At 61.6% G+C, this 25,913-nt stretch carries 32 protein-coding genes and 1 riboswitch; of the genes, 14 read left to right on the forward strand and 18 right to left on the reverse strand.

Features of this window, described 5'->3' with window-relative positions; translation table 11 throughout:
- Window positions 1-207 (forward strand): hypothetical protein (locus O1W68_RS19790; protein WP_269306491.1); only part of this gene is annotated, 207 nt, incomplete at its 5' end.
- A gap of 25 nt (window positions 208-232) precedes the next feature.
- Here the strand turns inward: O1W68_RS19790 and O1W68_RS19795 are convergent.
- Complete coding sequence (locus tag O1W68_RS19795; protein ID WP_269306493.1) at window positions 233-538, reverse strand: GNAT family N-acetyltransferase; 306 nt, start codon at window positions 536-538, stop codon at window positions 233-235.
- Window positions 539-672: 134 nt separating this feature from the next.
- Between O1W68_RS19795 and O1W68_RS19800 the strand changes: the two genes are divergently transcribed.
- Together O1W68_RS19800 and O1W68_RS19805 are read left to right on the forward strand one after the other, a co-directional pair.
- Window positions 673-1,446, forward strand: a complete 774-nt coding sequence (locus O1W68_RS19800; protein ID WP_084346486.1) for a hypothetical protein — start codon at window positions 673-675, stop codon at window positions 1,444-1,446.
- A gap of 240 nt (window positions 1,447-1,686) precedes the next feature.
- Entirely contained in the window at window positions 1,687-1,995 is a 309-nt protein-coding gene (locus tag O1W68_RS19805; RefSeq protein WP_186630000.1) for a homoserine dehydrogenase, read from the forward strand.
- 7 nt (window positions 1,996-2,002) lie between these two features.
- On the opposite strand, the gene O1W68_RS19810 is transcribed toward O1W68_RS19805, so the two are convergent.
- Entirely contained in the window at window positions 2,003-2,368 is a 366-nt protein-coding gene (locus O1W68_RS19810) for a helix-turn-helix domain-containing protein (RefSeq protein WP_269306496.1), read from the reverse strand.
- Between the two features lie 57 nt (window positions 2,369-2,425).
- Between O1W68_RS19810 and O1W68_RS19815 the strand changes: the two genes are divergently transcribed.
- Window positions 2,426-3,067, forward strand: coding sequence for an FMN-dependent NADH-azoreductase (locus tag O1W68_RS19815; protein ID WP_269306498.1), 642 nt, complete (start codon window positions 2,426-2,428; stop codon window positions 3,065-3,067).
- A 2-nt stretch (window positions 3,068-3,069) separates the two neighbouring features.
- Here the strand turns inward: O1W68_RS19815 and O1W68_RS19820 are convergent, their stop codons facing one another.
- The 4 genes from O1W68_RS19820 to O1W68_RS19835 all read right to left on the reverse strand — a co-directional run bounded on the left by O1W68_RS19820 (window position 3,070) and on the right by O1W68_RS19835 (window position 6,353).
- Window positions 3,070-3,795: an ABC transporter ATP-binding protein gene (locus O1W68_RS19820; protein ID WP_269306499.1), complete on the reverse strand. Its 726-nt coding sequence runs from the start codon at window positions 3,793-3,795 to the stop codon at window positions 3,070-3,072.
- The gene (locus O1W68_RS19825; protein WP_269306613.1) at window positions 3,792-4,532 is read right to left on the reverse strand and encodes an ABC transporter permease; all 741 of its coding nucleotides are present in this window, start codon (window positions 4,530-4,532) and stop codon (window positions 3,792-3,794) included. The genes O1W68_RS19820 and O1W68_RS19825 overlap by 4 nt, the downstream gene beginning before the upstream one ends.
- A 70-nt stretch (window positions 4,533-4,602) precedes the next feature.
- A complete protein-coding gene (locus O1W68_RS19830) occupies window positions 4,603-5,616 on the reverse strand; it encodes an ABC transporter substrate-binding protein (RefSeq protein ID WP_269306501.1) in 1,014 nt (337 codons plus the stop codon).
- Window positions 5,613-6,353 carry a TenA family protein gene (locus tag O1W68_RS19835; protein ID WP_269306502.1) on the reverse strand — a complete coding sequence of 247 codons (741 nt, stop codon included), beginning with the start codon at window positions 6,351-6,353 and terminating at the stop codon, window positions 5,613-5,615. Before O1W68_RS19835 ends, O1W68_RS19830 begins: the two co-directional genes overlap by 4 nt.
- A riboswitch (TPP riboswitch) is annotated at window positions 6,347-6,446 on the reverse strand. (Overlaps the previous gene by 7 nt.)
- A 144-nt stretch (window positions 6,447-6,590) precedes the next feature.
- Here O1W68_RS19835 and O1W68_RS19840 point away from each other — a divergent pair.
- Window positions 6,591-6,998 carry a hypothetical protein gene (locus O1W68_RS19840; RefSeq protein WP_269306504.1) on the forward strand — a complete coding sequence of 136 codons (408 nt, stop codon included), beginning with the start codon at window positions 6,591-6,593 and terminating at the stop codon, window positions 6,996-6,998.
- Window positions 6,999-7,050: 52 nt separating this feature from the next.
- On the opposite strand, the gene O1W68_RS19845 is transcribed toward O1W68_RS19840, so the two are convergent.
- On the reverse strand, window positions 7,051-7,716 hold the full coding sequence (locus O1W68_RS19845) for a hypothetical protein (RefSeq protein WP_269306506.1): 666 nt from the start codon (window positions 7,714-7,716) through the stop codon (window positions 7,051-7,053).
- An 88-nt stretch (window positions 7,717-7,804) separates the two neighbouring features.
- Between O1W68_RS19845 and O1W68_RS19850 the strand changes: the two genes are divergently transcribed.
- Together O1W68_RS19850 and O1W68_RS19855 are read left to right on the forward strand one after the other, a co-directional pair.
- Window positions 7,805-9,364, forward strand: coding sequence for a carboxylesterase/lipase family protein (locus O1W68_RS19850; protein WP_269306508.1), 1,560 nt, complete (start codon window positions 7,805-7,807; stop codon window positions 9,362-9,364).
- A 63-nt stretch (window positions 9,365-9,427) separates the two neighbouring features.
- Window positions 9,428-10,945 (forward strand): ATP-dependent DNA ligase, encoded by a 1,518-nt coding sequence (locus O1W68_RS19855; RefSeq protein ID WP_269306510.1) that lies wholly within the window; start codon window positions 9,428-9,430, stop codon window positions 10,943-10,945.
- A 17-nt stretch (window positions 10,946-10,962) separates the two neighbouring features.
- On the opposite strand, the gene O1W68_RS19860 is transcribed toward O1W68_RS19855, so the two are convergent.
- The 3 genes from O1W68_RS19860 to O1W68_RS19870 all read right to left on the reverse strand — a co-directional run bounded on the left by O1W68_RS19860 (window position 10,963) and on the right by O1W68_RS19870 (window position 13,528).
- Window positions 10,963-12,345, reverse strand: coding sequence for an FAD-binding oxidoreductase (locus tag O1W68_RS19860; protein WP_269306512.1), 1,383 nt, complete (start codon window positions 12,343-12,345; stop codon window positions 10,963-10,965).
- Window positions 12,346-12,412: 67 nt separating this feature from the next.
- Complete coding sequence (locus O1W68_RS19865) at window positions 12,413-12,925, reverse strand: DUF3558 domain-containing protein (RefSeq protein ID WP_269306514.1); 513 nt, start codon at window positions 12,923-12,925, stop codon at window positions 12,413-12,415.
- 9 nt (window positions 12,926-12,934) lie between these two features.
- Entirely contained in the window at window positions 12,935-13,528 is a 594-nt protein-coding gene (locus O1W68_RS19870) for a DUF3558 domain-containing protein (protein WP_269306516.1), read from the reverse strand.
- Between the two features lie 124 nt (window positions 13,529-13,652).
- On the opposite strand from O1W68_RS19870, the gene O1W68_RS19875 reads away from it, so the two are divergent.
- Complete coding sequence (locus O1W68_RS19875) at window positions 13,653-13,964, forward strand: hypothetical protein (RefSeq protein ID WP_269306518.1); 312 nt, start codon at window positions 13,653-13,655, stop codon at window positions 13,962-13,964.
- Here the strand turns inward: O1W68_RS19875 and O1W68_RS19880 are convergent.
- Together O1W68_RS19880 and O1W68_RS19885 are read right to left on the reverse strand one after the other, a co-directional pair.
- Complete coding sequence (locus O1W68_RS19880; protein ID WP_269306520.1) at window positions 13,961-14,599, reverse strand: Type 1 glutamine amidotransferase-like domain-containing protein; 639 nt, start codon at window positions 14,597-14,599, stop codon at window positions 13,961-13,963. The two genes, O1W68_RS19875 and O1W68_RS19880, sit on opposite strands and share 4 nt — an antisense overlap.
- Entirely contained in the window at window positions 14,596-15,036 is a 441-nt protein-coding gene (locus tag O1W68_RS19885; RefSeq protein ID WP_269306523.1) for an HIT family protein, read from the reverse strand. The genes O1W68_RS19880 and O1W68_RS19885 overlap by 4 nt, the downstream gene beginning before the upstream one ends.
- Before the next feature lie 335 nt (window positions 15,037-15,371).
- Here O1W68_RS19885 and O1W68_RS19890 point away from each other — a divergent pair, with 335 nt between their 5' ends.
- Genes O1W68_RS19890 through O1W68_RS19900 form a run of 3 tightly spaced genes read left to right on the forward strand, consistent with a single transcriptional unit; the run spans window position 15,372 to window position 18,207 of the window.
- Window positions 15,372-16,448 carry a Re/Si-specific NAD(P)(+) transhydrogenase subunit alpha gene (locus O1W68_RS19890; protein WP_269306615.1) on the forward strand — a complete coding sequence of 359 codons (1,077 nt, stop codon included), beginning with the start codon at window positions 15,372-15,374 and terminating at the stop codon, window positions 16,446-16,448.
- Window positions 16,448-16,786: an NAD(P) transhydrogenase subunit alpha gene (locus O1W68_RS19895; protein WP_269306524.1), complete on the forward strand. Its 339-nt coding sequence runs from the start codon at window positions 16,448-16,450 to the stop codon at window positions 16,784-16,786. Before O1W68_RS19890 ends, O1W68_RS19895 begins: the two co-directional genes overlap by 1 nt.
- The gene (locus tag O1W68_RS19900; protein ID WP_269306525.1) at window positions 16,786-18,207 is read left to right on the forward strand and encodes an NAD(P)(+) transhydrogenase (Re/Si-specific) subunit beta; all 1,422 of its coding nucleotides are present in this window, start codon (window positions 16,786-16,788) and stop codon (window positions 18,205-18,207) included. The genes O1W68_RS19895 and O1W68_RS19900 overlap by 1 nt, the downstream gene beginning before the upstream one ends.
- A 64-nt stretch (window positions 18,208-18,271) precedes the next feature.
- Here O1W68_RS19900 and O1W68_RS19905 read toward each other — a convergent pair whose 3' ends face one another.
- Both O1W68_RS19905 and O1W68_RS19910 read right to left on the reverse strand, forming a co-directional pair.
- Window positions 18,272-18,973 carry a hypothetical protein gene (locus O1W68_RS19905; RefSeq protein ID WP_269306526.1) on the reverse strand — a complete coding sequence of 234 codons (702 nt, stop codon included), beginning with the start codon at window positions 18,971-18,973 and terminating at the stop codon, window positions 18,272-18,274.
- Window positions 18,974-19,063: 90 nt separating this feature from the next.
- The gene (locus tag O1W68_RS19910; protein ID WP_269306527.1) at window positions 19,064-20,254 is read right to left on the reverse strand and encodes an MFS transporter; all 1,191 of its coding nucleotides are present in this window, start codon (window positions 20,252-20,254) and stop codon (window positions 19,064-19,066) included.
- Window positions 20,255-20,552: 298 nt separating this feature from the next.
- Here O1W68_RS19910 and O1W68_RS19915 point away from each other — a divergent pair, with 298 nt between their 5' ends.
- Window positions 20,553-20,930 carry a hypothetical protein gene (locus tag O1W68_RS19915; RefSeq protein ID WP_269306529.1) on the forward strand — a complete coding sequence of 126 codons (378 nt, stop codon included), beginning with the start codon at window positions 20,553-20,555 and terminating at the stop codon, window positions 20,928-20,930.
- Between the two features lie 70 nt (window positions 20,931-21,000).
- On the forward strand, window positions 21,001-22,026 hold the full coding sequence (locus O1W68_RS19920; RefSeq protein ID WP_269306530.1) for a phosphotransferase family protein: 1,026 nt from the start codon (window positions 21,001-21,003) through the stop codon (window positions 22,024-22,026).
- On the opposite strand, the gene O1W68_RS19925 is transcribed toward O1W68_RS19920, so the two are convergent.
- Both O1W68_RS19925 and O1W68_RS19930 read right to left on the reverse strand, forming a co-directional pair.
- Complete coding sequence (locus O1W68_RS19925; protein ID WP_269306532.1) at window positions 22,023-22,487, reverse strand: acyl-CoA thioesterase; 465 nt, start codon at window positions 22,485-22,487, stop codon at window positions 22,023-22,025. The two genes, O1W68_RS19920 and O1W68_RS19925, sit on opposite strands and share 4 nt — an antisense overlap.
- Window positions 22,488-22,493: 6 nt before the next feature.
- Window positions 22,494-23,693 carry a benzoate/H(+) symporter BenE family transporter gene (locus O1W68_RS19930; protein ID WP_269306534.1) on the reverse strand — a complete coding sequence of 400 codons (1,200 nt, stop codon included), beginning with the start codon at window positions 23,691-23,693 and terminating at the stop codon, window positions 22,494-22,496.
- Between the two features lie 414 nt (window positions 23,694-24,107).
- On the opposite strand from O1W68_RS19930, the gene O1W68_RS19935 reads away from it, so the two are divergent.
- Window positions 24,108-24,404 carry a hypothetical protein gene (locus O1W68_RS19935; protein WP_269306536.1) on the forward strand — a complete coding sequence of 99 codons (297 nt, stop codon included), beginning with the start codon at window positions 24,108-24,110 and terminating at the stop codon, window positions 24,402-24,404.
- Here O1W68_RS19935 and O1W68_RS19940 read toward each other — a convergent pair.
- Entirely contained in the window at window positions 24,393-25,205 is an 813-nt protein-coding gene (locus tag O1W68_RS19940) for a shikimate 5-dehydrogenase (protein WP_269306538.1), read from the reverse strand. The two genes, O1W68_RS19935 and O1W68_RS19940, sit on opposite strands and share 12 nt — an antisense overlap.
- 36 nt (window positions 25,206-25,241) lie before the next feature.
- On the reverse strand, window positions 25,242-25,907 hold the full coding sequence (locus tag O1W68_RS19945) for an HNH endonuclease family protein (protein ID WP_269306617.1): 666 nt from the start codon (window positions 25,905-25,907) through the stop codon (window positions 25,242-25,244).
- Between the last annotated feature and the right edge of the window lie 6 nt (window positions 25,908-25,913).

The raw sequence follows: 25,913 nt of genomic DNA on the forward strand, positions 1-25,913 counted from the left end.
AGTAGGACACCGCCGAACATATTTTGCAGTGAAGCCCCCAACCGTCAGGTTGGGGGCTTTTCTGTGTTCATCCCCCCTTTTTTTTCTTTTGCTGCCGCCCGCTGCAGCGAAAGCGTCGGTGCATTCATACGGGTGCTTGATCGTCGCTTCGATGGCATCGTCGCCACTGTCGCTTCGATGGCGCTTCCACGCTATTTGATCGTATGAATGGACCATTCAAACGATAAGTGGGCTATTTTTCGTCGGTTGATGCAGACGACTGGAGTAGATCGTCATACCGACCCGCACTCGACTCGATGAACTCTCGAACGAACCAGCATGCCGGGATTACGGAGAACCCGCCTGCCCGGCTGTCTTCGAGGACGTGCTCTGTCAATACCGCAGCGAGTCCGTGGCCGCGATGCTCGGGAAGTGTCACCGTGTGATTGAACGTTCGCACGCCTTCGGACTGTAGGTAGTCGGAGAATCCGGCAAGTGATTCGTCGAGGTATATCTCGAATCGATGCTGCGCTGGCAGGTGGGCGATGCGGCGTTCCATAATGATCGATTGTGCACGGGTTCCTGTCGAGGTGGTTGGGCGACTAGGCTGAGGTGGACATACGAGTCGTGCGCGCCGCCCGTCGTAGGCACTTCTCATCATCTGCACGGGTAAGCAGACCAGAGGTGGCATAGGTGGAAGATGTATCGGAGCAGGGAATCAGGGCCTTCATCGGCGCTGTTGTATTGCGCGGCGGTCGGGCCGAACGGCTGACGACGTCGCGGCGTAATCCAGTTCAGGTCTGGGGTGTCGACGGTTCGAGCTGCGTGGTTCGGGTGCGGTCCAAGGCCGTAGGCGATTGGAAAGCTCGACGCCAGGACGAGTCGTTGGCAAGTGACGACACCGGATCGTCTTACTGGGTGTTCGTTGATCTGGGTGCTTCCGAGCCGTCGTTCTTCATGGTGTCTTCCGAAGAGATGGCGGCTGATATCCGCGGCGAAGTGGACCTGTGGGTACAGGATTCGCCGCTTCGAACTCGAACCGGTCACCACGCTATCGCGGTGGGACGAGTCCAACACGGACGTAACAAGTGGTCGCTGTTGGGTCTCCATGCGGCAGCCGATCCGAAGCTCGAAGAGGAAGCTCGCGCCGCCGCTGTCCACCGGGCCAAGCCGGCCGTGCGTCGCGGCCCGTCGAAGAAAGCTGTTGCAGCCGAGGAAGAGATCCCAGATCTGCGGGTCAGGGTCGTCGCCGATTTCGACGGCTACCGTCTCAGCGCCCGATTCGACCCGTCCAACAAGCGCCTCGAGATCATGCAGGGGCCGATGGAGGGTCGGAGGTTCGATGACCCCACTCAAGCTGCCAGCGCTGTCGCCACACATATAAGCGGCGATATCGAGGTAAGGGACGGCTGGAAATTCTGGGAATTGGACACTCCAGAGCGACTTCCGCTAGGGACTCTGCAGTAACGTACGCGAATCGGCTGATCTGGTTATTGTGATCGCTCACAACGATCTCAATAACCGGCATCGGGTCGTGTTTAGGTCGCTATCGTTGGGTGAAGAACAGGTTTTAGTTATTCGAATCTCGACACCCCTCACTCATGCGATCTTACTGATGTCGGAGTTTCGTCAACACTCTCGCCGGCTGTACTCGGCCGTACGTGGCGACAGTGGGTGGGTTGTCGACCCGCAGGAGAGGTCAGTCCAGTGGAGCAGTCGTCCCTTCACGCATCACGTTTCGTGATTTTGGTAGCGCAGTTCGTCGACCATCGGATCACGGCCGACTACTTCTCTTCGCAATTCCGGAACCTGGAGCGATCGGATGCCGAACACCTCGATCGGGATATAGCGACCGTTGTGGGCAAGCTGTCGGTGGACGTGGGGGCATATCGAGGAGATGTGAATCTTCTCGGTGTCGACTACATCGATGCAAACCAACTGTGGCGGGCATCAGGCGAAGCGTTCCGTGACCTCTTGACATTGCAGTCGGAGCTGCTCGGGCGCCAAGCCGGCTGACACGACGCTAGGGTGTGAACTTCTCCCGATGCCGTATGAGGTCTTCCAAGCGAAAGCGTCGGTGGGTTCCACGCATCTCGACGGTCAGTGACCCTGCGTCTGCGAGTTTGCGAACATATGTGTCGGATACTCCGAGGAGGTCTGCCGCCTGTGATGTGGTGAGCAACTCGCTGACCGGTCCGATCGTCACAGCGGTCCCTGACGCGAGTTGTCGGAGTAGTTCCATCACCGCGCGCCGACCGGACTCGTCGATATCGAGGTCGACTCCGTCCAACGCCAGGTGCGGAGTTCGTCCGTCCGCATCGGAAATCGACGACGTGACTCGACGCGCGTCCTGAGGTGAGAGCGCCGCTGCGATGTACCGGTGGTCCATGTCTGAACCCTACTGCGGCATATCCTGTTCGGTACCCCACGATCCCAGGAGTGCTCCATGCCGCAGTTGCTGCATCTCGATTCGTCCGCTGACCTGAATAACTCCGTTTCGCGTGCGGTCACGGCGCATTTTTCGGATGTGTGGCATGAGCAGAGTCCTGATCACTCGGTGATCCATCGCGATTTGCACCGAGATCCGCTGCCGCATCTTCCGACGTCAGCGATGCATTGGGCCCCACATCTGCGGACTCCGGACGAGGTTGTGGCGCCCGACGCCGAGGCACTGCAGAAGACATTGATCGACGAGGTGGTCTCGGCTGACGTCGTGGTGATCGGTGCTCCGATGTACAACTGGTCGGTTCCGTCGACGCTGAAGGCATGGATCGACTATGTCCATGTTCCCGGTGTCACGGTTCCGTTCGACGGTCCGACTCGTCCGCTCGAAGGCAAGCCGGTAGTAGTGGTGTCGAGTCGTGGCAACGAGTATGGGCCGGGGACACCGGACTTCGGTACCGATTACGCCGTTCCGGTGCTACAGCAGGTTCTCGGCACCGCGCTCGGAATGGATCTGTTCGTTGTCCTCGTCGACCTGACGTTGTCGACCCGGGTGCCCGTGATGGCGCCCCTGGTTCCGCGGTCCAGAGACAGCCTGGACGCAGCATGGGTCGCGGTCTCGGACCTTGCGGCACGGCTGGGCTGAGATCAGCGGCCGGTGCTGCCGATCAATACCTCCAGCAGTTCTGCTTCCAGCGCAGCGAAGTGCGGTGTCGTGACGACGTCGAGTTTTCGTGGTCTGGGGAGCGATACTGTCACTTGCCGTCGTACATGTGCCGGCTTGTCGGATAAAACGATCACCCGATCCGAGAGATAGACAGCTTCCCGGATGTCGTGGGTGATCATCAGGACAGTCCATCGGTAGTCGAGCCAGACTTCCTGCAGCCACGCTTGCATCCCGGTGCGTGTCAGCGAATCCAGGGCTCCGAACGGCTCGTCGAGCAGTAACACCTCGCGTTCTTGAATCACCGTGCGCAGCATTGCTGCTCGCTGCCGCATCCCACCGGACAATTCGGAAGGCCGCGCTTTCTCGTATCCCTCGAGCCCAAAGGCGGGAAAGAGTTTCTGCGCCTGGACACGCGCTTGTTTCTTGCTCATTCCTCGAACCTCGAGGCCGAGTGTCGTGTTGTCGAGCACGGTGCGCCACGGAAACAGCAGGTCCTTCTGTGGCATATAAGCGCACGGGGGTGCCTCGACGATTCCGCTGTCGGGGGTGTCGAGACCAGCAATCATATTGAAAACTGTGCTCTTGCCCGAGCCGCTCGGACCGATGACGGAAACGAACTCTCCGGGTTCGACGTCGAAGCTGACTCCGTCGAGAATTGTCCGATCGCCGTAGGACTTCGTGAGTCCGGACAGATGCACGGCCGTCATCGCGGCCGACTGTCCTGCGCCCATGGGGCGACTACCCGTTCGACGGCGTAGGTCAGAAGGAAGAGCGTCACGCTGATGACGGCGGTGACGAACACCGCGGCCAGGACGAGGTCGGTGCGGAACGAATTCTTCTGCTGGCTCATGTATATCCCGAGTCCGGCGCTTGCTCCTGCGTATTCGGCGAAGATGGCACCCACGACGGCGTATGTGATACCGATACGAAGCGAGGTGAAGAAGCGGGGCATCGCAGAGGGCAGCCGAATATATCGAAACTGCTGCCAGCGGGTTGCGCCCATACTGGCAAGGAGCGCGCGCGCATCTCGGTCGGCTGCCGCGAATCCTTCGATGAGGCCGATGGCCATGGGGAAGAACGTGGCGAGCGCGATCACGAGAATTTTGGGAAGTAGTCCGAAGCCGAACCAGATGATCAGTAGTGGGGCGATAGCGATGATCGGAAGAGTCTGCGAGATCACGAACAGCGGCACCACTGCTCGTCGGAGCCATGGTGAGAAGTCGACAGCGACGGCGAGTGTCCAAGCGACCAGCAGCGATACCGCAAATCCGAGAACGGTGACTTGTAGAGTTGCTGCCGCCTGTTCGGCGATGGCTTCGCGCTGCGACCAACCCTGAGCCACGATTCTCGACGGCGAGGGCAGTACCTGCGGTCGGATCCCGCTGAGTTGGACGTAGACCTGCCATCCGATGACGAGCACCACGACGATGGTGACCGACGGCATGGCCCACCTGACCGCAGCCCCGATTCGCGGTCTACGCTTCGCCGGCCGTTCGACAGCGCCGAACGCCGCGCTACTGAGCGCCGAGGTAGTCATCGGTGAAGTAGGTGGACCAGTCGGGCTCGGTGTCGACGGCGTTGCCGGCTTCGTCGACCAGGACACCGTTCTCGTACAGGAATTTCGAATATTCGGTCCATTTGTCGAGGTTCTGTCGTCCGACTGCGCCCGACTCGTCCAGCATGTAGTGGTCGGCGAGCATCTGTTGGCTTTCGAAGACCAACTGCTCGTCCGTGAAGACTCCTGGATTCGCATCGATGATGTCCTGCGCGGCGCGGACCGGATCGTCGGCCGCGAGTTGGTAGCCGCGTTGAAGCGCCTGGACGAACTGCTTGGCCTCGTCGGGATGGCTTGCCAGCCAGTTTTCGTTGCCGTTGACCGTGAGGGTGTAGGCGTCGGGGAAGCCGTAGTCGGTGTAGTCGAAGTATTTCATCGGATTACCGCTGCGCTCGGCCTCGATACCCTCCCACGCCAAATAGGACACGGTGAAGTCGGCTGTGCCCGAATACACTGCCTCGTAGGCCGACGTTCCGAGCACGACGGTCTCGTACTCACCTGCGCCGCCGTCGTTCTGAATGACCTGGCGTAGTCCTGCCTTCTCGCCGGTATCGCCGAAGCCTGCGTAGACCTTGCCGTCCAATGCTTTCGGGCTCGGTATGTCTGCGCGATCGGCTTTGACACCGATTCCGGTGGCCCAGTGTTGTAGCGGAGCCAGTACCGAAATAATTTGGGCCCCGGCAGTTTTCGCGAATGTAGTCGAACTCTGAGTGCTGATGCCGAACTCGGCATTGCCCGCGTCGACCAGCGTGTCCGGAGAAGTGCTGTTGTAAGGCAGTACTTCGACGTCGAGTCCGGCGTCGGCGAAGTACCCCTCCTGAATGGCAACGTACAGCCCGGTGTGGTTGGTGTTAGGCGTCCAGTCGAGTGCGAAGCGGATGATGTCGGAGTCAGTGGATTGTGCACACGAAGTCAGTGAAGTAATGGTCGCGACGGCAACTGCGATGGCGCCGACCCTTCGGAAAAGTGTCACAGTGCTACCTCCAACGCAGCAATCTCGGAAGAGGGAAGTGGCCACGGTGTCGGGTGAAGTGCACTGTCCCAGAACATCGATTCGTACCGCGTCGCGATGACGAACGAGTCGATCATGGCGCTTCGTTGAGCATCGGTAGCGAGCCGAGCGGCGTCGTCCACCAGGATGCGCGCGCAATCGACGGCATCACGGAACTCATCGGATTCGTACGCCGAAACCCATTGTGCGTAGGGATGATTCGGATCATGATGGAGAACCCGTTTGGCCGATGTCGAAAGGCGAACGGCCACGTCGGCATAGATCCAGAAGCATGGCAGGATCGCCGCCGCCGCAACGGGATAGGGCTCGGTGGCGGCGGTTGCTACCAAGTACGAGACGTACCCGAGGCAGGTGGGTGAATGCGTGGCCTGCGCGTTCGTCGTGGGGAGCGCGTCACCGGAGAGCAGTGACTCGTGAAGCGTCGCCTCCTCGACTGCGCTCGCCGCGGAGGTGGCCCAAAAGGCGGCAGTCGCAGTATCCGGCGCTTTCGATGCCAGAATGGCCAGCGCCTTCGCGTATCCCGCCAGATACAGCCGATCTTGCTCGAGATACGTGCGGAACGCGTCGAGCGGCAAAGTGCCTTCGCCCAGCAGTGTCAGAAATTCGAGTTGGTCGATCGAGTGACGCAACGAAGTCGTTGCGGTCCACATCAGATCCGTGTGACGGACAGAGTCCATCGAGTTTACAGGCGCAGTCATCGCCTTGACATCCCTTCGTCAGCATTACCTGCATCAGGTTCGACGGGTGTGATCTCAGCATCCGCATGTACGGACGCACCCCGTGTCAGAACATCGCCGACCCTAGCACCCTTGGTCGGCGATGCAGTGTGAGCGGGCCGTAGACCTCTCCACGACCAACCCTGTCGCCTATGACCGAACAGGTAGGTGGTGGCCGATCCTGTGATCGTGCGTACAACGGGCGCTTACGATGGCGGCATGAGTGCACCGAGGAGATGGACGAAGTCAGCAGCAGTCTTGGGTTTCACGGCCGCGGCGTTACTCGCAGGAAGCGGAATTGCGACTGCCGACGAGTGGCCGCCGATACCGAATTACCCGAGTCCGAGCGTTCCGTTCGAGACAAAGGGCTTCCTGACGCCGACCGATCCGGCCTATTGGAATCCCTTTCTCGCCGAGAATCGGCTGACGTCGCCGTACGGAACGAGCACCAGGATCGTCTGCACCGCTTTTCACGGAGTGCTCACCGGATGCTGGCAGGCCGACGCACAAGGCAACCCACACAAGTTGGTTGCGCTTCCGTTCGACTTCCCGAACGTGACCGGATCCTCGATGCCAGGAGGTGGCCCGCAGCATTTCGTCTATCCAGGATTCATACCCGGAATCTGATCTGATTTCGTGAGGTCGCCCGCGCTTGCGGAACACCCCCTCGGAATAGCGGCTACTTCAGCTCGAATGCCTTGTCCGACACCGTGAATCTATGGCCGACCTGATCCAGGCAGGTGACCCCGGACGACTCTTCGACTCGGCATTCGAGCCCATTGGAACGTCCACTTCCAGGTACGGCGAGTGTGACGCCGTACGGCAATTCCTTCGCCGTCCCGTCGAATCGATGAAAGCGTGGATCGCCAGAGCTGAGAAACCTGGCAGGGGATCCGGCAGTGATCTCGATGGTGTTGGGAGCGACCGAAGACTCCGGAGCACCACTTCCCGCCACTCGCGGGGCCGAGCGAGGGAACTCACCGTGACACCCAGCGACGGAGGTCTCGGTGACGACGATCGCGCATTCGAACTTGCCACTCGGGCTGGCGAAGTAGAAGAACCCGGCAGTGCTTTCGTACTGGGACGGGTCGGCGGTCGGTGGAGGACTGCTCGTCGTCGACTTTTCGGGGGTCGACTTTTCGGGGGTCGACTCGGTGGTTGTCGGGGCGGGCGAGGTCGTCGGCGAGAGTGGAGTCGCGGGAGTCGTGCGGACCACTGACGGTGGGTCGGTGTCGACGGTGGCAAGTGGCGCCGTCGCACTGCCGTCGACATCGGACCCGCATCCGAAAAGAACCAGGACGGACGCTGCAGCCACGGCAGCGCCGTATGCGCGTAGTCGGTTCATATTGCCAGCTTAAAGCGGACGGGCAGGTCTCAGTAATTGGTACCTTGACCGGTATCGGATGTGCCTACGTCGGATACGGAGGAACGCCATGACCGAAGTCGAGCAAGCCGGCATGTGGACATGTCAGGTGCACACTCCGGACGGCGATGTGGTCGGGTACCGCGACGGCACGCACTTCGTGTGGAAGGGAATCCCATACGCGGCTCCGACCGCAGGCGATTATCGCTTCAGGTCTCCGCGGCCTGTGGAACCGTGGGCAGGAGCCCGGGATTGTCGACGTTTCGGTGATGTCGCACCCCAGGGCAAAGCTAATCCGGTGCCGATCGATCCGGCGATCCCGATGTCGGAGGACTGTTTGTCGGTGAATGTCTGGGCTCCCGAGCCCGACGGTCGACCTCGGCCGGTGATGGTGTGGATTCACGGGGGTGCCTACTCGCTCGGTTCCGCCGCACAGAGCGTCTACGACGGCAGGCGGCTGGCCGAACTCGGTGATCTGGTGCTCGTCACCGTCAACTACCGCGTCGGGGCTTTCGGATTCCTCGACTTGTCGTCGTTCTCCACAGCGGAGACGGTCTTCGAGACGAATCTCGGCTTGCGTGATCAGATCGCGGCACTCGAATGGGTGCAGCGGTGCGTGGAATCGTTCGGTGGTGATCCGTCGAACGTGACCGTGTTCGGCGAGTCCTCAGGCGGCGCGTCGGTCACGACACTGATGACCTCGCCGAAGGCCGAGGGACTGTTTCATCGCGCTATCGTGCAAAGTGCGCCCGCGACGTCGGTGTACGGACCGGAACGCGCGGCGGCCGTGGCCACGAGATTCCTCGAACTCGTCGATATCACTCCGGATCGAATCGGAGAGTTGAAAACCGTCGACTTCATGCGGCTCGTGGAGGCGGGCGACACCCTGTGTTACGAGGTTCCGACGCGGGTGCCGGGCACATTGGGGCTCGCGCCGGTGGTCGACGGAGATATCGTCCCGCGGTATCCAGTGGCAGCGTTCCAGAAGGGATACTCGCACCGCATCCCGTTGATCATCGGAACGAATCACGACGAGGCATCGATCTTCCGATTGATGAAGTCACCGTTGATGCCGGTCACGTCGGACACCGTCACAGAGATGTTTCGTGCGATCGCGAACGATCACTCGGACCTGCCGGCGTTCCGGATCGCAGAAATCATGTCGGCTTATCCGGATCGATCGAAATCAGCTGGTGCACTTGCGATGTCGCGAGATGCCGGATTCCGAATGCCGACCATGTGGATCGCGGACGCACACAGCAGGTTCGCGCCGGTCTGGATGTATCGATTCGACCATGCGACACCGATGCTGAAAGCTGCTCGTATAGGCGCGGGGCACGCGACCGAGTTGCCTTATGTATTCGGCAATTTCGGAACGTTGAATCGAGATCCGACATTCTGGCTCGGTGGCCGTAAGGCAACGACTGCAGTGTCGCTTCGTGTGATGAAGCGATGGGTCGCCTTCGCTCAGCACGGAGTCCCAGCCACCCTCGACGGTGCGAAGCATTGGGCGCCGTACGTCGAGCCGACGCGCTCCACACTTGTCATCGACGCCCCGGATTCTCTTGTCGAAGATCCGGACGCCGCTCTCCGCGCGGCATGGGGAGATCAAGTACTCGGCTTCACCTGACGATGCCCGGGGTCGGTGGTTCGAGGTGGATTGAGGTGGTCCACTTCTGGATACTCACATCTGGTGTTGTTCATCCGAATCGTCGAGACCTCGTTGGCCGTGGGTGCCACTCGCTCCCGTAAGGCCAAGACCGAGGCGCTGAGGCTGTTGCTCACCGAGGTCGACCCGTCCGAGATTGCCACCGTCGTAGCGTGGCTGTCCGGTGAATTGCCGCAGGGCCGAATCGGCGTGGGCTGGCGGACCTTGGCCGATATCGACGTCGATCCGTCGGACAAGGGGACACTCACCGTCGCCGAGGTCGACACGAAGATCACGAAAATTGCCTCGACCTCTGGTCCGGGTTCGAGCGCCCGGCGTCGCGAGGTCCTGACGGATCTTCTTGGGCGGTCGACGAGCGACGAGCGAGTGTTTCTGGTTCGGTTGCTGACCGGCGAGTTGCGCCAGGGTGCGCTCGAAGGTGTCATGACCGACGCAATTGCTGCGGCGGCGGGACTGAAAATCGACCCGGTCCGACGGGCATTCATGCTCTCCGGGAATCTATCGGCAACGGCGTCCGCTGCACTCGCCGGAGGCGAGACTGCGCTGGCGGCCTTCGAACTCGAGGTGGGACGCCCCGTGCGTCCGATGTTGGCCTCGCCCGTGGAGTCGTCGGCCGCGGCATGGACCGAATTCGCCGGCGAGGTGAGTTTGGAGTACAAACTGGACGGTGCTCGCATCCAGGTCCATCGAGCGGGTGAAGATGTGCATATCTACACCAGGACCCTGCGGGAGATCACCGACAGCGTGCCAGAGCTCGTCGAGTTGATCCGGGCGTTGCCGTGCACCAGCGTCGTACTCGATGGGGAAACCCTCGCACTCACCGACAGCGGCAGACCGCGTCCTTTTCAGGAGACGATGAGTCGGTTCGGTGCCCAGAGTGCCCACGAGTTGCTGCTGCAGCCGTACTTCTTCGACTGCCTGCATCTCGACGGCGTGGATCTGCTGGACGAACCGCTCGAACGGCGGCGGGCAGCACTCGAACAGGTTGCACCCACTCATCGGATTCCGTCAGTGGTACGCCCGGCCGCCGAGGCCGTAGAAGAGTTCTTCGAGGAGGCATTGGCCGCCGGACACGAGGGTGTGATGGTCAAGTCGTTGTCGGCGCCTTACGCCGCTGGTCGACGCGGCCGCACGTGGCTGAAGGTCAAGCCCGAGCACACGTTGGATCTGGTGGTGCTCGGTGCGGAATGGGGCTACGGCAGGCGGACGGGCCGGTTGTCCAATCTGCACCTCGGGGCGCGCGATCCGGACGGTGGGGATCCGATCATGGTCGGCAAGACATTCAAGGGGCTCACCGATGCACTGCTGCGATGGCAGACCGACGAGTTTCCGAAACACGAGAGTTCTCGTGACGAGCACACCGTGTACGTTCATCCCGATCTTGTCGTCGAGATCGAACTCGACGGCGTGCAGCGGAGCACTCGCTACGCAGGCGGAGTGGCGCTGCGATTCGCCCGGGTGCTCCGATACAGGCCCGACAAGACACTTGCGGAAGCCGATACGATCGATACCGTTCGCGCGCTCCTCCTGCCGTCCACCTGAGCGCTCGACGAGCTACGTCAGAGGATCGCGCCGGGATTGAGAATGCCGCTGGGATCGAGGGCGGTCTTGATCCGTTGAGTGAGCTGCATAACGTCCGCTCCTACCTGGTCGGGCAGCCATGCCTTCTTCAGCCTGCCTACTCCGTGCTCGCCGGTGATGGTGCCGCCCAAGGTCAGTGCCAGGTCCATGATCGCCCCGAATGCGATGTTCGCCCGACGCGTCATATCGGCATCAGCAGGATCGAACACGATGAGCGGGTGAGTGTTTCCGTCTCCGGCGTGGGCAATGACCGCGACGAGTACGGCGTACTTTTCGGAGATTCGTTCGATACCTTCGACCAGATCGGGTAGCGCCGGAAGTGGCACACCGACGTCCTCGAGAAGCAGACTGCCGAGACGTTCGACAGCGGGAATCGCGAATCGCCTTGCAGCAGCGAAAGCCTCGCCCTCGTCCGGATCTTCGGTTGTGAAGACTTCGGTTGCACCAGCCTCGGTGCACGCGGCCGCCATGATCTCGATTTCATGCGCGCGGTCGTCACCGGGGGAGTCCGAACGGGCAATCAGCATCGCTGCGGCTCCGCGGTCCAGGCCCATGTTCATCGCGTCCTCGACCGCGCCGATCGACGCTCGATCCATGAACTCGAGCATCGATGGCCGAAGCGAGCGGGTGATCGCGAGGATGGCTGTGGTCGCGTCACGAACCGAGGAGAACGACGCGACGACGGTGCTGGCCGGCGGTTGGGCCGGAATGAGGCGCACGGTGATCTCGGTGATGATGCCGAGCGTTCCCTCGCTGCCGATGAATAGTTTGGTCAGTGAGAGGCCTGCAACATCTTTCAGGCGCGGTCCGCCGAGTCGTACCGCGGTGCCATCGGCGAGAACAACCTCGAGACCGAGCACATAATCGGCGGTCACCCCGTATTTGACGCAGCACAGACCGCCAGCGTTCGTAGCAGCATTCCCGCCGATCGAACACATCTCGAACGATGACGGATCCGGCGGGTACCAGAGCCCATGTTCGGCAGCAGCCTTCTTGACTTCGACGTTGAACAATCCGGGTTGGGTGACCGCGATGCGGGTGACCGGATCGACCGTGATGTCACGCATCAGTTCGGTGCTGAGCACGATTCCGCCGTCGACGGCCGTCGCGCCACCGGACAGTCCGGATCCAGCTCCCCGAGGAACTACCGAAATACGATGTGTGCTGGCCCATTTCATGACGTTCTGAACATCGAGAGTGCAGGTGGCTCGAACTACCGCCAGGGGTGTTCCGGCATCCGGGTCCTTGGCCCAATCGCGGCGGTAGCCCTCCATCAGATCAGGATCGGTGAGGACCGCGCCGTCGGGCAACGACCGCTTCAACTCGAGCAGCCGCGGATCCAGTTCGATCGGTGCACTCATCGCTCATCCTCGTCTCGATCTCGGCTCTCGCTGTCGAGGGTATGGGTCGGATGGGGATCGCGAGTCGTTACTGATTGCGTTGCAGCGTCAGTTCGGCGAGCTTCGTCGCACCTACGCAGGGGTCGACGGCCCCGCCGCGATATTGCACCCACCAGGTGATTACGCCGGTATACGCGGCGGTGATCCCACACGATGCGGGATCACCCGGCCGGCGTGAGAGAAAAGCGTTCGTACCGGCAACCGTGACGGGTTCGACTGCGTAGTTCAGCTGTTCGGCCAGTGCCCGCTCACGACCGAGAGAATTGTTCTCGAACCAGGCGAATGTGACGTCGACCAAGCCTGCGGCCCCGGTGCCCGTCCACATGCACACTGCACCGTAGAAGTACTGTTCCACGACATCCGCCTGGACGGATTCGGCGATCTTGTCGTTCGGGACGGCCGTGCATTCCTGCAGCAATTTGTCGAACTGCGAATCGCCGCCCAATCCGGCAGGAGTGGGTGTTCCTTCGATGGTGGTACTGCAGCCGGTGAGTAGCAATGTTGCTGTCACCGCGGCAACTCGCGTGCGAGTTCGGTTCATCGCTCTCACCTATTTCGCATTCGCTACGGTTGCGCGGGCCAGGTCCTCGACAACCTCGCAACTGTCCCGAGGGGGTACTGCAAAGGCATAGTTCAGCGACCAATGCAGAAATCCGTCCCCCGATTCGACTCCCGCTTCACATGAAGTGTCGGCGCCCTTGGCGGTGAAACCGGGGTGTCCCTCGACGTCGATGTACGCGATCTCGCGACCGATCTGTGCGGCGACGGATCGTTCACGGTCGATCGGACTACCTCGATACCACGTGAACATGGCGTACGCGCCGGAATTGGAAGCCTCCCACCTGCAGCGGACACCATTTTTGGACGAGGAGGCAATAGCGGGGACTCCGGTGATCGAACCCAACTGCTCGTCTGTCATCGAACCGCACTCTCCGACGAAGAGTTCCTCCGTGGCTGGTGTCGGGGCTGCCGTGGAACTCGTCGAATCGAGAGTGGATGCCGAGTTCTCCGCCGAACAGCCGGCGGCAGCAAGGACCAGCACTGCGACGCCCAACGGAATTCCGCGCTTCCACACGTCCAGAACCATACCGATTCGGCAGATTCGACGCGGAGAGGACCTGGCCAGTGAAGTCACATCTGTCACATCAGCCACTCTGTTACCCGATCGATGCAGCGACGACACGAAAACGCGTGGCTGTTGAGGCTAGCGTCCACCACTAGTGGTAGCTGCTCGGCGACCCGGCCGGGTACCAAGGAGGGCGAGAAACATGATGGATTCCACCAGCAAGTCCTGGACTTTCGTCTCCGCGATCTTCTCGTACGAATTCCAAGGCGGCGGAGTCGATTACGACACCATCGAGATGATCCATCGCGGCGACGTTCACGAGTGGATCGTTGCGCTCGAACTATCCGGACTCTTCGATCGAGCGGTCGTCGAACACGTGGAGATCACGTGGAAGCGACAACCTCGGCTACTCCTGGACACTCTTCTCGTCGACGCGGACGAGATGACCCGCAAAAGATGCGATATGGCATGGGCGTCGCTCGACCGTCTCGCGCCCATCGCCCAGTCCGGTTAGAGAAAGATAGGTAGTTCGCCGTCGATCACGACTACCTGCTCGTCGGTCAATGTCCGGTACGGGATGTTCTCTAGCTCGTACTGCGACACCATCTTCGGTCCGGAACCGTTGTCGTCGAGGATCGATCCGAAATGCGGCACTACCGCGAAATCGATCAGGCCGAGCCCGTCCCACACAACTTTGGTGCTGGTTGCCGGTAACACCTCGTCCGGATCGTCGGCCACCTCGACGCCGCGCAAGGTGGTCGACACGACACACGCGCCTGCGCTGTAACCGCCGTAGGTGAGGGTCCCCTCGCGCACTCGACGCGCGATTGCCCCGTCCGCCCCGCTGCGGCTCAATTGCGCACGTAGAACAAAGGTGTTGCCACCGCGAACCCAGACGGTGTCGTAGCGATCGAGCTCTTTCGCCAGTTGCGCAGGGCGGTCGACGAACGAGCGTAGGTCGAGTTCGTGTGGATCGAATCCGAGTTTCCGCAGATCTCGTACTTCGGTGGCGACTGCCGACTGACGGGCGGTGCTCGGCCATCCGTCGGCGGCGGAGGCGATGACCGCGATCCGTCCCGGCATTCCCGTCAACGCCAAGAACTCGTCTACGTGATCACCGAACCGGTACGACGCCAGGAACATTTTCATGGTCGACCTTCTTGGGACAATCGAAGGATGCCCTCCTTGATCGCGTCCGCGGTCTCCTCCGGTTTGCGTAACCGTCGAAAGACGAACCCTCCCGCGAAGCGCAGCTTGTCACCCGCCCACCTGGGAACGACATGAAGATGGGTGTGGAAGACGGTCTGGAAAGCAGCCCGCCCATCGTTGACAACGAGATTGGCGCCGTCGGCATTCAGATCCGAACGCCGAAGTGCGCGTGAAAGGTGATGACCGGCTGCGAATACAGCCGCGCCGAGTATCGGATCCAACGAGTCGAGATCAGCGGCGTGCGCTTTCGGGACAACCAGTACGTGCCCCCTGGCGACAGGGCGAATATCCAGAAACGCCAACACGTCGTCTGTTTCGAACACGATCGTCGCCGGTAGGACGCCTTCGACGATGCCGCAAAAAACGCACTCGATCATTGGGTCTACAGTAGGCGAGCCTCTACCTGTCGGGCACCTATGACGTCGATCACGTTGGGTGGCATACCCGCACGTCGCGATACATCGCGCTCGCTTCCGGGTGGAACTTACTGTGGCGTGGGTTACCTAAGATCTATCGACTCTGGCTATCATCAGTGACCTTGTGCCTTTTCGCATGGATTCGCCTCCTCGTCGCGTGGATGAAGTAGCCATTCGACGAAACCGTAGGCGCCAATCAACTCACGAAAGTCGGAGATTTGGAAACATCGCAGAGCACTGAGAACAATCCGAGCACATCGGGCACCAGCGCTGAAGGAACGAGCACAGGTAAATCGGTGCGAGTGGGCGTAGTCCGCGAGTCCGGAGAGGGCGAGCGTCGCGTCGCGTTGGTTCCGAAGATCGTGGCGTCGCTGATCGGCAAAGGCGTCGAGGTGATCGTCGAATCCGGCGCAGGCTTGGGCGCACTGATTCCGGACGAGCTGTACGTTTCGGCAGGCGCGACGATCGGGGACCCCTGGGGTGCCGATGTCGTCGTCAAGGTCGCACCGCCCACCGATGCCGAGGTCGCGAAGCTGTCTTCGGGTTCGACGTTGATCGGATTCTTGGCGCCGCGTAATGCGGAGAACAGTATCGGCGCGCTGAAGGCAGCAGGCGTTCAGGCGTTCGCCGTCGAGGCGATTCCCCGCATTTCTCGCGCGCAGGTCATGGACGCGTTGTCTTCACAGGCGAATGTCGCAGGCTACAAGTCGGTGCTGCTTGCAGCGTCCGAGTCGACAAGATTCTTTCCGATGCTCACCACCGCCGCGGGCACGGTCAAGCCCGCGACAGTGTTGGTTCTCGGTGTCGGTGTCGCCGGCTTGCAGGCATTGGCCACAGCCAAACGTCTCGGCAGTCGCCCGACCGGGTACGACGTGCGCCCCGAGGTTGCCGATCAGGTTCGCTCGGTCGGTGCTCAATGGCTCGACCTCGGGATCGACGCAGCAGGCGAAGGCGGTTACGCCCGCGAACTGACCGAGGAGGAGCGTACGCAGCAGCAAGACGCCCTCGAAGAAGCAATCAAGGGTTTCGACGTCGTCATCACGACCGCGTTGGTGCCCGGGCGTCCGGCGCCGCGTCTGGTGACGGCCGCGGCCGTCGAGGGCATGAAGCCGGGAAGTGTCGTGGTCGACCTTGCCGGTGAGACCGGCGGAAACTGCGAGTTGACCGAGCCCGGTCAGACCGTCGTCAAGCACGCTGTCACCATCGCCTCGCCGTTGAATCTGCCTGCCAGCATGCCCGAGCACGCAAGCGAGCTGTACTCGAAAAACATTTCGGCGTTGCTCGAACTCATGCTCGTCGACGGCGGCCTCGCTCCCGATTTTTCGGACGAAGTCCTCGCCGGTGCATGCGTGACACGTGAGAAGGAGAACTGATGTACACCCCGCTGTTGGCGAATATCGCGATCCTGGTGTTGTCCGGGTTCGTGGGCTTCGCGGTGATCTCCAAGGTGCCCAACACCTTGCACACCCCGCTCATGTCCGGCACCAACGCCATTCACGGCATCGTTGTGCTCGGCGCACTGGTCGTGCTGGGCAAGGTCGAGGATCCATCGATCGGTCTGCAGATCATCCTGTTCGTCGCCCTGGTGTTCGGAACTGTCAACGTGATCGGTGGATTCGTCGTCACCGATCGCATGCTCAGCATGTTCAAGTCCAAGCCTGTGCCAGCCAAAGTTGCCCCTGAATCCGTCGAGAAGGGTGCTGACTCCTGATGGACAATCTCGTCAATATTCTCTACATCGTTGCCTTCGGCATGTTCATCTACGGCCTGATGGGACTGACCGGTCCGAAGACAGCTGTTCGCGGTAACCAGATCGCCGCGGTCGGCATGTTCGTTGCAGTCGTCGCGACGCTGATCGCGATTCGGGACACCGAGAACTGGATCCTGATCATCGTCGGCCTCGTCGTCGGTGTCGCTCTGGGGATTCCGCCCGCACGCCGAGTCAAGATGACCGGTATGCCTCAGCTGGTGGCACTGTTCAACGGTGTCGGCGGCGGCACGGTCGCGTTGATCGCTTGGGCAGAGTTCCTCGACACGTCGGGATTCTCGGACTTCAACCATGGCGAGTCGCCGACGGTGCACATTGTCATCGGTTCGCTGTTCGCGGCGATCATCGGTTCGATCTCGTTCTGGGGTTCGCTCATCGCGTTCCTCAAGCTCCAGGAAACATTGCCGGGCTCTCCGATCACGATCGGAAAGCTGCAGCAGCCGATGAACGCACTTCTGCTCATCGGCGCCGTCGCCGCAGCGGTAGTGATCGGAATCAACGCAGCCCCTGGCGAAGGTGTCTCGCAGTGGTGGATCGTCGCAGTCCTGGTGCTGGCAGGCATTCTCGGTCTGACGGTGGTGCTGCCGATCGGCGGCGCGGACATGCCGGTGGTCATCTCGCTGCTCAATGCACTGACCGGGTTGTCGGCTGCGGCAGCAGGTCTGGCTCTGAACAACACGGCAATGATCGTGGCGGGCATGATCGTCGGCGCGTCGGGCACAATCCTGACGAACTTGATGGCCAAGGCCATGAACCGGTCGATTCCGGCCATTGTTGCCGGTGGATTCGGTGGCGGCGACGCTGCGGTCGGACCAGCGGGGGCCGCTGGTGGCACCGCGAAGGCGACGTCGGCTGCCGATGCTGCCATTCAGATGGCATACGCGAACCAGGTCATCGTTGTTCCCGGTTACGGACTCGCAGTGGCACAGGCGCAGCATGCCGTCAAGGACATGGCCAAGTTGCTCGAAGCGAAGGGCGTCGAGGTCAAGTACGCGATTCACCCGGTCGCCGGCCGTATGCCGGGACACATGAACGTGTTGCTCGCCGAAGCCGACGTCGAGTACGACGCGATGAAGGAAATGGACGACATCAACGACGAGTTCTCTCGTACCGACGTCACCTTGGTGATCGGTGCGAACGATGTCACCAACCCGGCTGCTCGCAATGATTCGTCGTCCCCGATCTACGGGATGCCGATTCTGAACGTCGACCAGTCCAAGTCGGTAATCGTGCTCAAGCGTTCGATGTCCTCCGGATTCGCGGGAATCGAGAATCCGCTCTTTTTCGCCGAGGGCACTTCGATGCTCTTCGGGGATGCCAAGAAGTCGGTGTCCGCAGTGACCGAGGAACTCAAGGCGCTGTAGCAGTCAGGTGGCTGGAGCCCGAAAAACGACCGAGCCTCGAAGTGAGGCTCGGTCGTTTTTCGGTTCAGCGCAGCCGCCGCTGCACGGCCATGGCTGCCGTGTCGAGTGGGTTGCGTGCTTCCCGCTGGGCGGCGACGGGTGAGTAGAGCATCACTGCGGACGCCGCAGCCCACCATCCGGCGACTATCAGCAGGGTTGTGGCGACGCCGATGATCGTCGCCGCTCCGCTGATGACTGCAGCGGCGCCGACAGCGAGCACTGCGACCGTTCCGAGGCCCCACACGATCGGTAGATGCCTGTTGGCGGCGACGAGTGTTGCAGCGCACATCAGCGCTGCGCACGCTGTCACGTAGCCGTTGGGGAGCGCGGAGGCAGGAACCCAGCCGTCCGCCCATGTCCGAACGGCAGCGGTGGTCAGCGAAGCGCCGATGGTCAGAGCGATCACCGCGCCGATTCCGTAGTGAAGTTTGCGCATCAGGGCGACGACCGTGAGGGCGGCGACGGCAATCAACACCGGTGTGATGCCGAAGGTGGCGAGGACTTTCTCCGATAGGCCGACAAGTTCGGCCACGACTACGCGTGAGTGCGGGTAGGTGAATCCGAGCGTAGGTAATACGACCAGGATGGTCAGCAACATCAGAGCGGCTGCTCCGGCCGCGATTGTTCGCACAGTCGTGCCACGTCGGCGGAAGACTGCGTCCAGTTCCTCGTTCGATTCGTCGTCGTTCAGTTCGACAAATTCCATGCTGTCGGTGTTCGTGGTCATAGGCCCAGCACCGCTTGGTCTGCACGATTCATGGCCACGACAATGCATCATGACCCTGAGCACTCGATGTGAATGGGTCGTGAACTCCGTTCAGGTCCTCTCTGCCTCGACGTGAGTCGGACGAACGGTTCCGGCGGTTGCAGCCGCGAGCAAGGTAAGAGCCAAGGGAACTGCCATCGCGGCGGTAAGCGGAACGACGTGCGACAACCAGCCGATGACGGCAGGACCGGCGAGGAACCCCACATATCCCATGCCGACGACGCGCGACATGTTCGTCGCTGGCGCGCCTGATCCGAGGTTGCCTGCGCTGGTGAATATTTGTGGGATGCTCCCGGACAATCCGAGGCCGAAGGCCGCCCAGCCTGCCAACGTGAGCGGTAGCGACTCGGACACTAGTACCAGGAGCATCCCTGCTGCGGCCACGAGATTGCCATAGCGAACGACGGCGACCGGGCCGAATTGCGCGCTGATGCGGTCGGCGCAGAAGCGGCCAATGGTCATCGCCGATGCGAAGAACCCGAACGCGAGCGCCGCGATCCCGTCCGAGGTGCCGAGATGTTCCTTCACCTGCAATGTGCTCCAGTCGTTTGCGACGCCCTCGGACAGAAACAATGCGAATGCCAGTGCACCCAGGCCGAGTACCCGCGGAGAGAACCAGCCGAGCGCGGGCGAGTCGGAACGATCCGGTGACATCGCGGGGTGAGTCGCGCGCAGCAGAAACGACCGGCACGACGCGATGGCGATCAGCCCGAGTACACCGGCGCCGCCCACCGATATCTCGATCGGAAGCTCGGCCCCCAGTGTCACAGCCCCTATCAGTGATCCGAGTACACCACCCACAGAGAACAGGGCGTGAAAGGCCGACATGATCGGTCTCGGATACATGCGCTCGACTTCGACTGCTTGAGCGTTCATTGCCACGTCGAGAGCGCCGTTGCACATTCCCAGCACGAAAAGGGACGCGCCGAGAGTGACTACGCCGGTCGACAGTGCCGGGCCCATCAATGCAACGGCCAACATCGAAGCCGAAACCATGACTAGTCGGTTACTGCCGAAGCGATCGGAGAGGCGTCCAGCGGCCTGCATTCCAACGATCGCTCCGATCGCGAGAAGGAGCAGCAACGATCCCAGTGTGGCGTGCGAGGTGTCGGTGCGGCGTTCGACCATCGGAATGTGTACGACCCAGACGGCAAAGAGAAAGCCGTTGACCGCGAATATCGTGAAAATTGCGACGCGTGCTCGTTTTACGTGCGGGGATACGCGAACCGGTAAATCGACCACGATGCTCGACGCTACCCTTTGCTCTTGCCGTGCTGGGTTCGGTTGTCTGCGGCGGTAGATCTGGTTCAGTCGAAGCATTCGTTGCCGAGCAGGTTCCGGATTGCCTCATGACTGTGACGCTTGTCACAACAGGCGGTTTGGTCTGGCGGCTCCCATCGCCGGGAGCGTAGTTTCTTCTCATCGGCCATGAGCGGTAATCGTTACAGGTTGTGCGTAACGATCCAGAAACGGTCTCGACCAGGTCAACGCTTCGTGGTCTCATCTGAGTCACGAGACGAAGCCGCTCGAAGGAGAAGTCATGACACTCGCAGACTCCCGCACCTCGGACACTGCCCTCATCAGCACCAGTGGATTGCCTACACTTTCCAGCAATCAGCTTGCCATGATGCGTGCCTTCTTTTGCTACGAATTCGAGATCGACGAACTCGAACGCACCGCACTGCCCGACGCTACCGTCGAGGTCGTATCCGAATGGGTCGGAGCGCTCGAAATGAGCGGATTGTTCGCTCCCGCCGAGCTGCGGACCATGTCCGAGGCCTGGCTCAGTGAGCCCGACCAGCTCGTCTCGCTCCTCGTAGGAGACGTCGACGAGATCACTGCGCGCCGTGAGGTAGTTTCGACAGCAGAAGCCACAGTCTCCGGCGCAGCCGTTGCAGATTTGCTGCGCGCCAGCTGATTCAACCCCCGTTTCCGGGGTCTTGGCTACCATCCTTCCAACCGAGTAAGTGCTGGAAGGACGGAAGCGAATGACCACAGCAGGTGTGGACGAACCCGCAGTCGCCGGGTGGATCGGAAGTCTGGGAATCGGTGCGGTCTCGCCGTTGAATTTCGAGCGCGTCGGCAATGGACAGTCCAACTTGACCTATTCCGTCAGTGATGCAGGCGGAAGCCGGTGGATCTTGCGTCGACCACCGCTCGGCCACCTGCTGGCATCGGCTCACGACGTCATCCGCGAGCATCGCATTATGTCTGCGCTGCAGAACACAAGTGTTCCGGTACCAAAGATGCTGGCAGTGTCGGACGATCCCGTCATATCCGAAGTACCCCTCGTGCTGATGAGCTTCGTCGATGGCGTCGTCCTCGACTCGGTCGCTACTGGCGAGCGGTTACCCGAGCAAGTGCGTCGAGCCGTCGGCCTCAACATGGTGGGGGCCTTGGCTGCCATCCATCGCGTGGATCTCGAGAGCGTCGGGCTTCTCGACCTTGCGAGCCACGGCTCGTATGCGGCCCGTCAACTCAAGCGTTGGATAAAGCAGTGGGAGCAGTCCAAATCTCGTGAGGTGCCCGCAATCGACTCCCTTGCCGAGCGATTGGCGTCGAACATTCCAGAGCAAGGCGAAATTTCGCTTGTACATGGCGATTTTCATCTCAACAACGTGATCGTGTCACCGACCAGAGGTTCGATCCTCGCCGTGGTCGACTGGGAGCTCAGTACGCTCGGTGACCCACTCGCAGACCTCGGCGGGCTTCTGGCCTACTGGCCCGAGGCCGGAGACGCCGTCGCGGGCCCCTTCATGGCGTCCACTGCGGCAGGATTCCCGACGCGTGAGGAATTGATCGCCGAATATGCGGCCAAAACAGGTCGTGATGTTACGTCGGCAGGGTTTTGGCAGGTGCTGGCGCTGTGGAAGCTGTCGATCATCGCTGAGGGCGTCATGCGTCGGGCCGAGGCCGATGTCCGTAACCGCGCCGACGCCGGATCGCCCACGACTTCGTTGATCGACGACATCGTGGGGCGGGCCGTCTCGACCGCGGACGCTATCGGTATCTAGCTCGGTATCACCAGAGTGCGTGCTGCTGCCTCGATTTGGGTGGGAATCGGCACAGGTCGACGGGTCTGGGCGTCGACGTAGACGTGTACGAAGCGGCCGGTTGCAGCAAGCTGCAATTCGTCGCCTACTGCGTCACGAAAGAGGGCGAGTTTGTAGACGATGCTGCGTGTTCCGAGTTTTTCGACCGACAGTCCGACCTGGAGTCGATCGGGAAACGACAGTTCGCGGTGGTAGTTGCACGAAGTTTCTGCGACGACGCCGATCGCAGACAGTTGCCGAATGTCGATTCCGGTTGTGGCCATCAGCCACCCGTTCACCGCAGTGTCGAAATACGAGTAGTACGTGACATTGTTGACGTGGCCATAGTGGTCGTTGTCGTCCCACCGCGTCCCGACGGGCCACAGAGCGGGGTATTCGGATGCCGGGTTGTGCTCGGCGCGCTGATCGGCAGAGGCAGTCATGCATGCTTACTCTATCGGCTTCCGCGCTAGAACCCCGCGCAGGATCAGGCCGACAACCAGAGCCCAGAATGCCGATCCGATACCGAAGATAACCACGCCCGAAGCGGCGATGAGGAAGGTGAGGATTGCAGCCTCACGGCCAGTCTCCGCTTTCAATGCGCCGGCGAGCGACGCACCGAGCGTTCCGAAAAGTGCAAGACCGGCAACCGTTTCGACGACGCCGGGCGGAGCAACCGCGACGAGGGTAGCCACGGCTGCCGAGCACAGTGCGAGGAACAGGTAGAACCACCCTGCCGAAAAGGCTGCGATCCAGCGACGTTTCGTGTCCGGATGGGCACTGGGACCGGCGGCCAGCGCAGCGCTGATAGCGGCCAAGTTGATCGCGTGACCGCCGAATGGGGCGCCGAGGACGGTGCCGATTCCGGTGATGCTCAGGACCGATCGCCACGGGACGTCGTAGCCGAACGAGGTCATCACTGCCACTCCCGGGATGTTCTGCGACGCCATGGTCACGATGTACAACGGCAGCGCTATTCCGATGATTGCCTGCCACGTCCAGTGCGGCATCGTCGGATCGATTCGTGGAATCAGATCGAGTGCGCGAGGAATTCGATCCTGACTCCACACATCGATGGCGATGACGATCGCAGCCGCGCCGAACGCAGCAGGAACCGCCCAACGCTGGGAGAATCGTTGCAGGACAAGCCATACCAAAACTACTGGAGCGATTACCGCCGGTGAAGTAGCAAATGCTGTGACCGGTTGCAGGCACAACGGCAGCAGTACCCCGGCGAGCATCGCCTGGGCGAGTGATGTCGGAATCGATTGGATCAGCTTGCCCAGTCGGGGCGAGAGCCCCGTTGCGACGATCAGGACACCCACCACGACGAAGGCTCCGACGGCTGCAGGCCAGCCGCCGACGACAGTTCCGGTACCCGCCAGCAGCGCTGCGCCAGGAGTCGACCAGGCGAGCGTGATGGGCTGTCGATAGCGGCGCGAGAGATACACCATGCCGACACCTTGTGTGATCATGACGGCGAGAAGACCTGAGGCTGCTTCGGTCGGCGTTGCTCCGACGGCACGAAGTCCGGTGAGGACGACGGCGAACGAACTGGTGAATCCGACGAGCGCGGCGACGATGCCTGCGAGGATCGGCTGCGCTCGACCCGCATCGGGCGCAGTAGTGATGTCTGGGTGATCGGGCACGAATGTAGATGATGCCCTGTGGCATGCGATGGCGCACGATCGGCGAGTTCGAGAAATAAAGCATGCGGAGGCGCATACTCTTCACGTGTTGGTCCGACACCTGACAAGCGTCGACCGAGGACTTCTACGGCCGTCAGCGCCCCGACACCCCGCATCGATTCGATGCGCTGTCGGACTCGGCCGACCTGTTCACCCAGATGATCTGGGGGAACGACAGCGACTTTTCTGCCGGTGCGATGTCCTCCTGCGTCAGTGCGGCATGAGATCGCCGGGCGCCGACAGCCCGTGCGCAGATCAGTACGGCGCATGTTTCGAAGACACCATCACCTCGCGGACCTACCCAGCCATTCGGCAGACGCTCGGCGATATCGAGCGACGCGCTCCACGGGCGCGCGTGGTCGTCGTCGGTTATCAGTGGCTCCTCCCGCCCTCGATCGGGTGCGCGCCGCGGATGCCGGTCGCGCCGGGGGACGTCCCTACCTGCGCAGTCTGCAGCGGGCACTCGACACGAGCATCGCCAGCGCGGCCGCCGAGACCGACACGACGTTCGTCGACATGTCCGTGGTGTCCGAGGGGCACGATGGATGTCAGGCCGTCGGAACGAGGTGGGTCGAACCGCTCGTGTTCTCGGATCAGTTCGTACCGGTGCACCCCAACGCTGATGGAGAAGCTGCAATGGCCGCGGAAGTGGAGAAAGCTCTAGCGTCGTGAGTATTCGGATGCACGGGCGATTTGATCGCTCGTAGGCCGAACACCGGTGTAGAGGAAGAACTGTTCCGCTGCCTGCAATGCGATGACCTGTGCACCCGTTACTACCGGCTTGCCTGCGGCGCGGGCTGCGGCAAGGAACGGCGTCTCCGACGGCATGGCCACGACATCGAATACTGCTTGTGCAGAATGGATCTGGGCGTCGGTGAACGGTGACGCGTCGGCATCGGGTCCGCCTTCCATGCCGATGGGGGTGACGTTCACCAAAAGTTCCGCAGCCACGGGCTCCGGTGCCCAGTCGTACCCGTAGGACTCGGCGAGCGCATGTCCGGTCTTGGAGTTGCGCGCAACGACGGTTCCCTTGGTGAAACCGGAATCGCGAAGCGCCGCGACGACAGCTTTGGCCATTCCACCGCTGCCGGTGACTGCGACGGTGAACTCGGATGAAAAGCCCGAAGCAGCAAGTAGATCCGCGACGGCCTGGTAGTCGGTGTTGTAAGCGTGCAGGACGCCGTCCTCGTTGACGATGGTGTTCACCGACTCGATGGCGCGCGCCGACTCGTGCATCACGTCGACCAGCTCTATGACAGCTTCCTTGAACGGCATGGACACGGCGCAACCACGGACGCCGAGCGCGCGGACACCGCCGATTGCCGCGGGCAGGTCGGTGGTGGTGAAGGCCTTGTACAGGTAGTCGAGATTCAACTCGTCGTAGAGGTAGTTGTGGAATCGGGTGCCGATGTTGCTGGGACGCCCGGACAGTGACATACAGAGTGTGGTGTCCTTGGTCAACGAGCGAGTCATGACCCCAAGTCTATTCCGGCCGGCCGAGGAGCAGTATCAGCAGTTCTCGGCCACCGTGGCCAGGGCGCGATGATCCGCCTGCGTGATGGGTAGCCCGTATTGAGCGGCCACGGAGAGATATTTCCCTGCGTAGAAGCAGTGATATGCCTTGTTCGGGGGCAGCCAGTGCGAAGGTGTGTCGTCGCTCTTCGACTGGTTGTCGTGTCCGTTGACAGCGAGAAGATTGAAATCGAGGTCGTTGGCGAAGCGCACTCGCTTGTCCGGTAGCCACCCGTTGGCGCCCATGTCCCAGGCTGCAGACAACGCGTACACGTGATCGATCTGAACCGCGCTGGCATCCGATTTGCTGAACTTCACGACCTCACCCGAGTACGGGTCGGCAAGAGAGCCCTCGAGGACCACACAATTGTGGGTGCCTTCCCGGAACACCAACGCGCTCATACTGCGAGCAAGGACGTTGTTGCGGGTGTCGCAACCGTCGTGACCGCCGGGTCCGTCGTAGTCGTCGGTCCATGCTGGACCGAAGACGCAACCTTCACTCTTTTTGCACCCACGCTCGTAACCGAGGGCATCCGGCCTCGCGGCAACGACCGGCACCTGGGCGAGAAGTTCCTCGATCTGCACGCGGGTGGGGCTGCCCGGCGCAGGAGGTGGAGGTGCGAAACCGGGTATCCCGCTATCGCAGGAACCGAACGCCGCCATCGCGAA

The sequence above is a fragment of the Rhodococcus sp. H36-A4 genome (assembly GCF_027158005.1).
Lineage (GTDB): Bacteria > Actinomycetota > Actinomycetes > Mycobacteriales > Mycobacteriaceae > Rhodococcoides.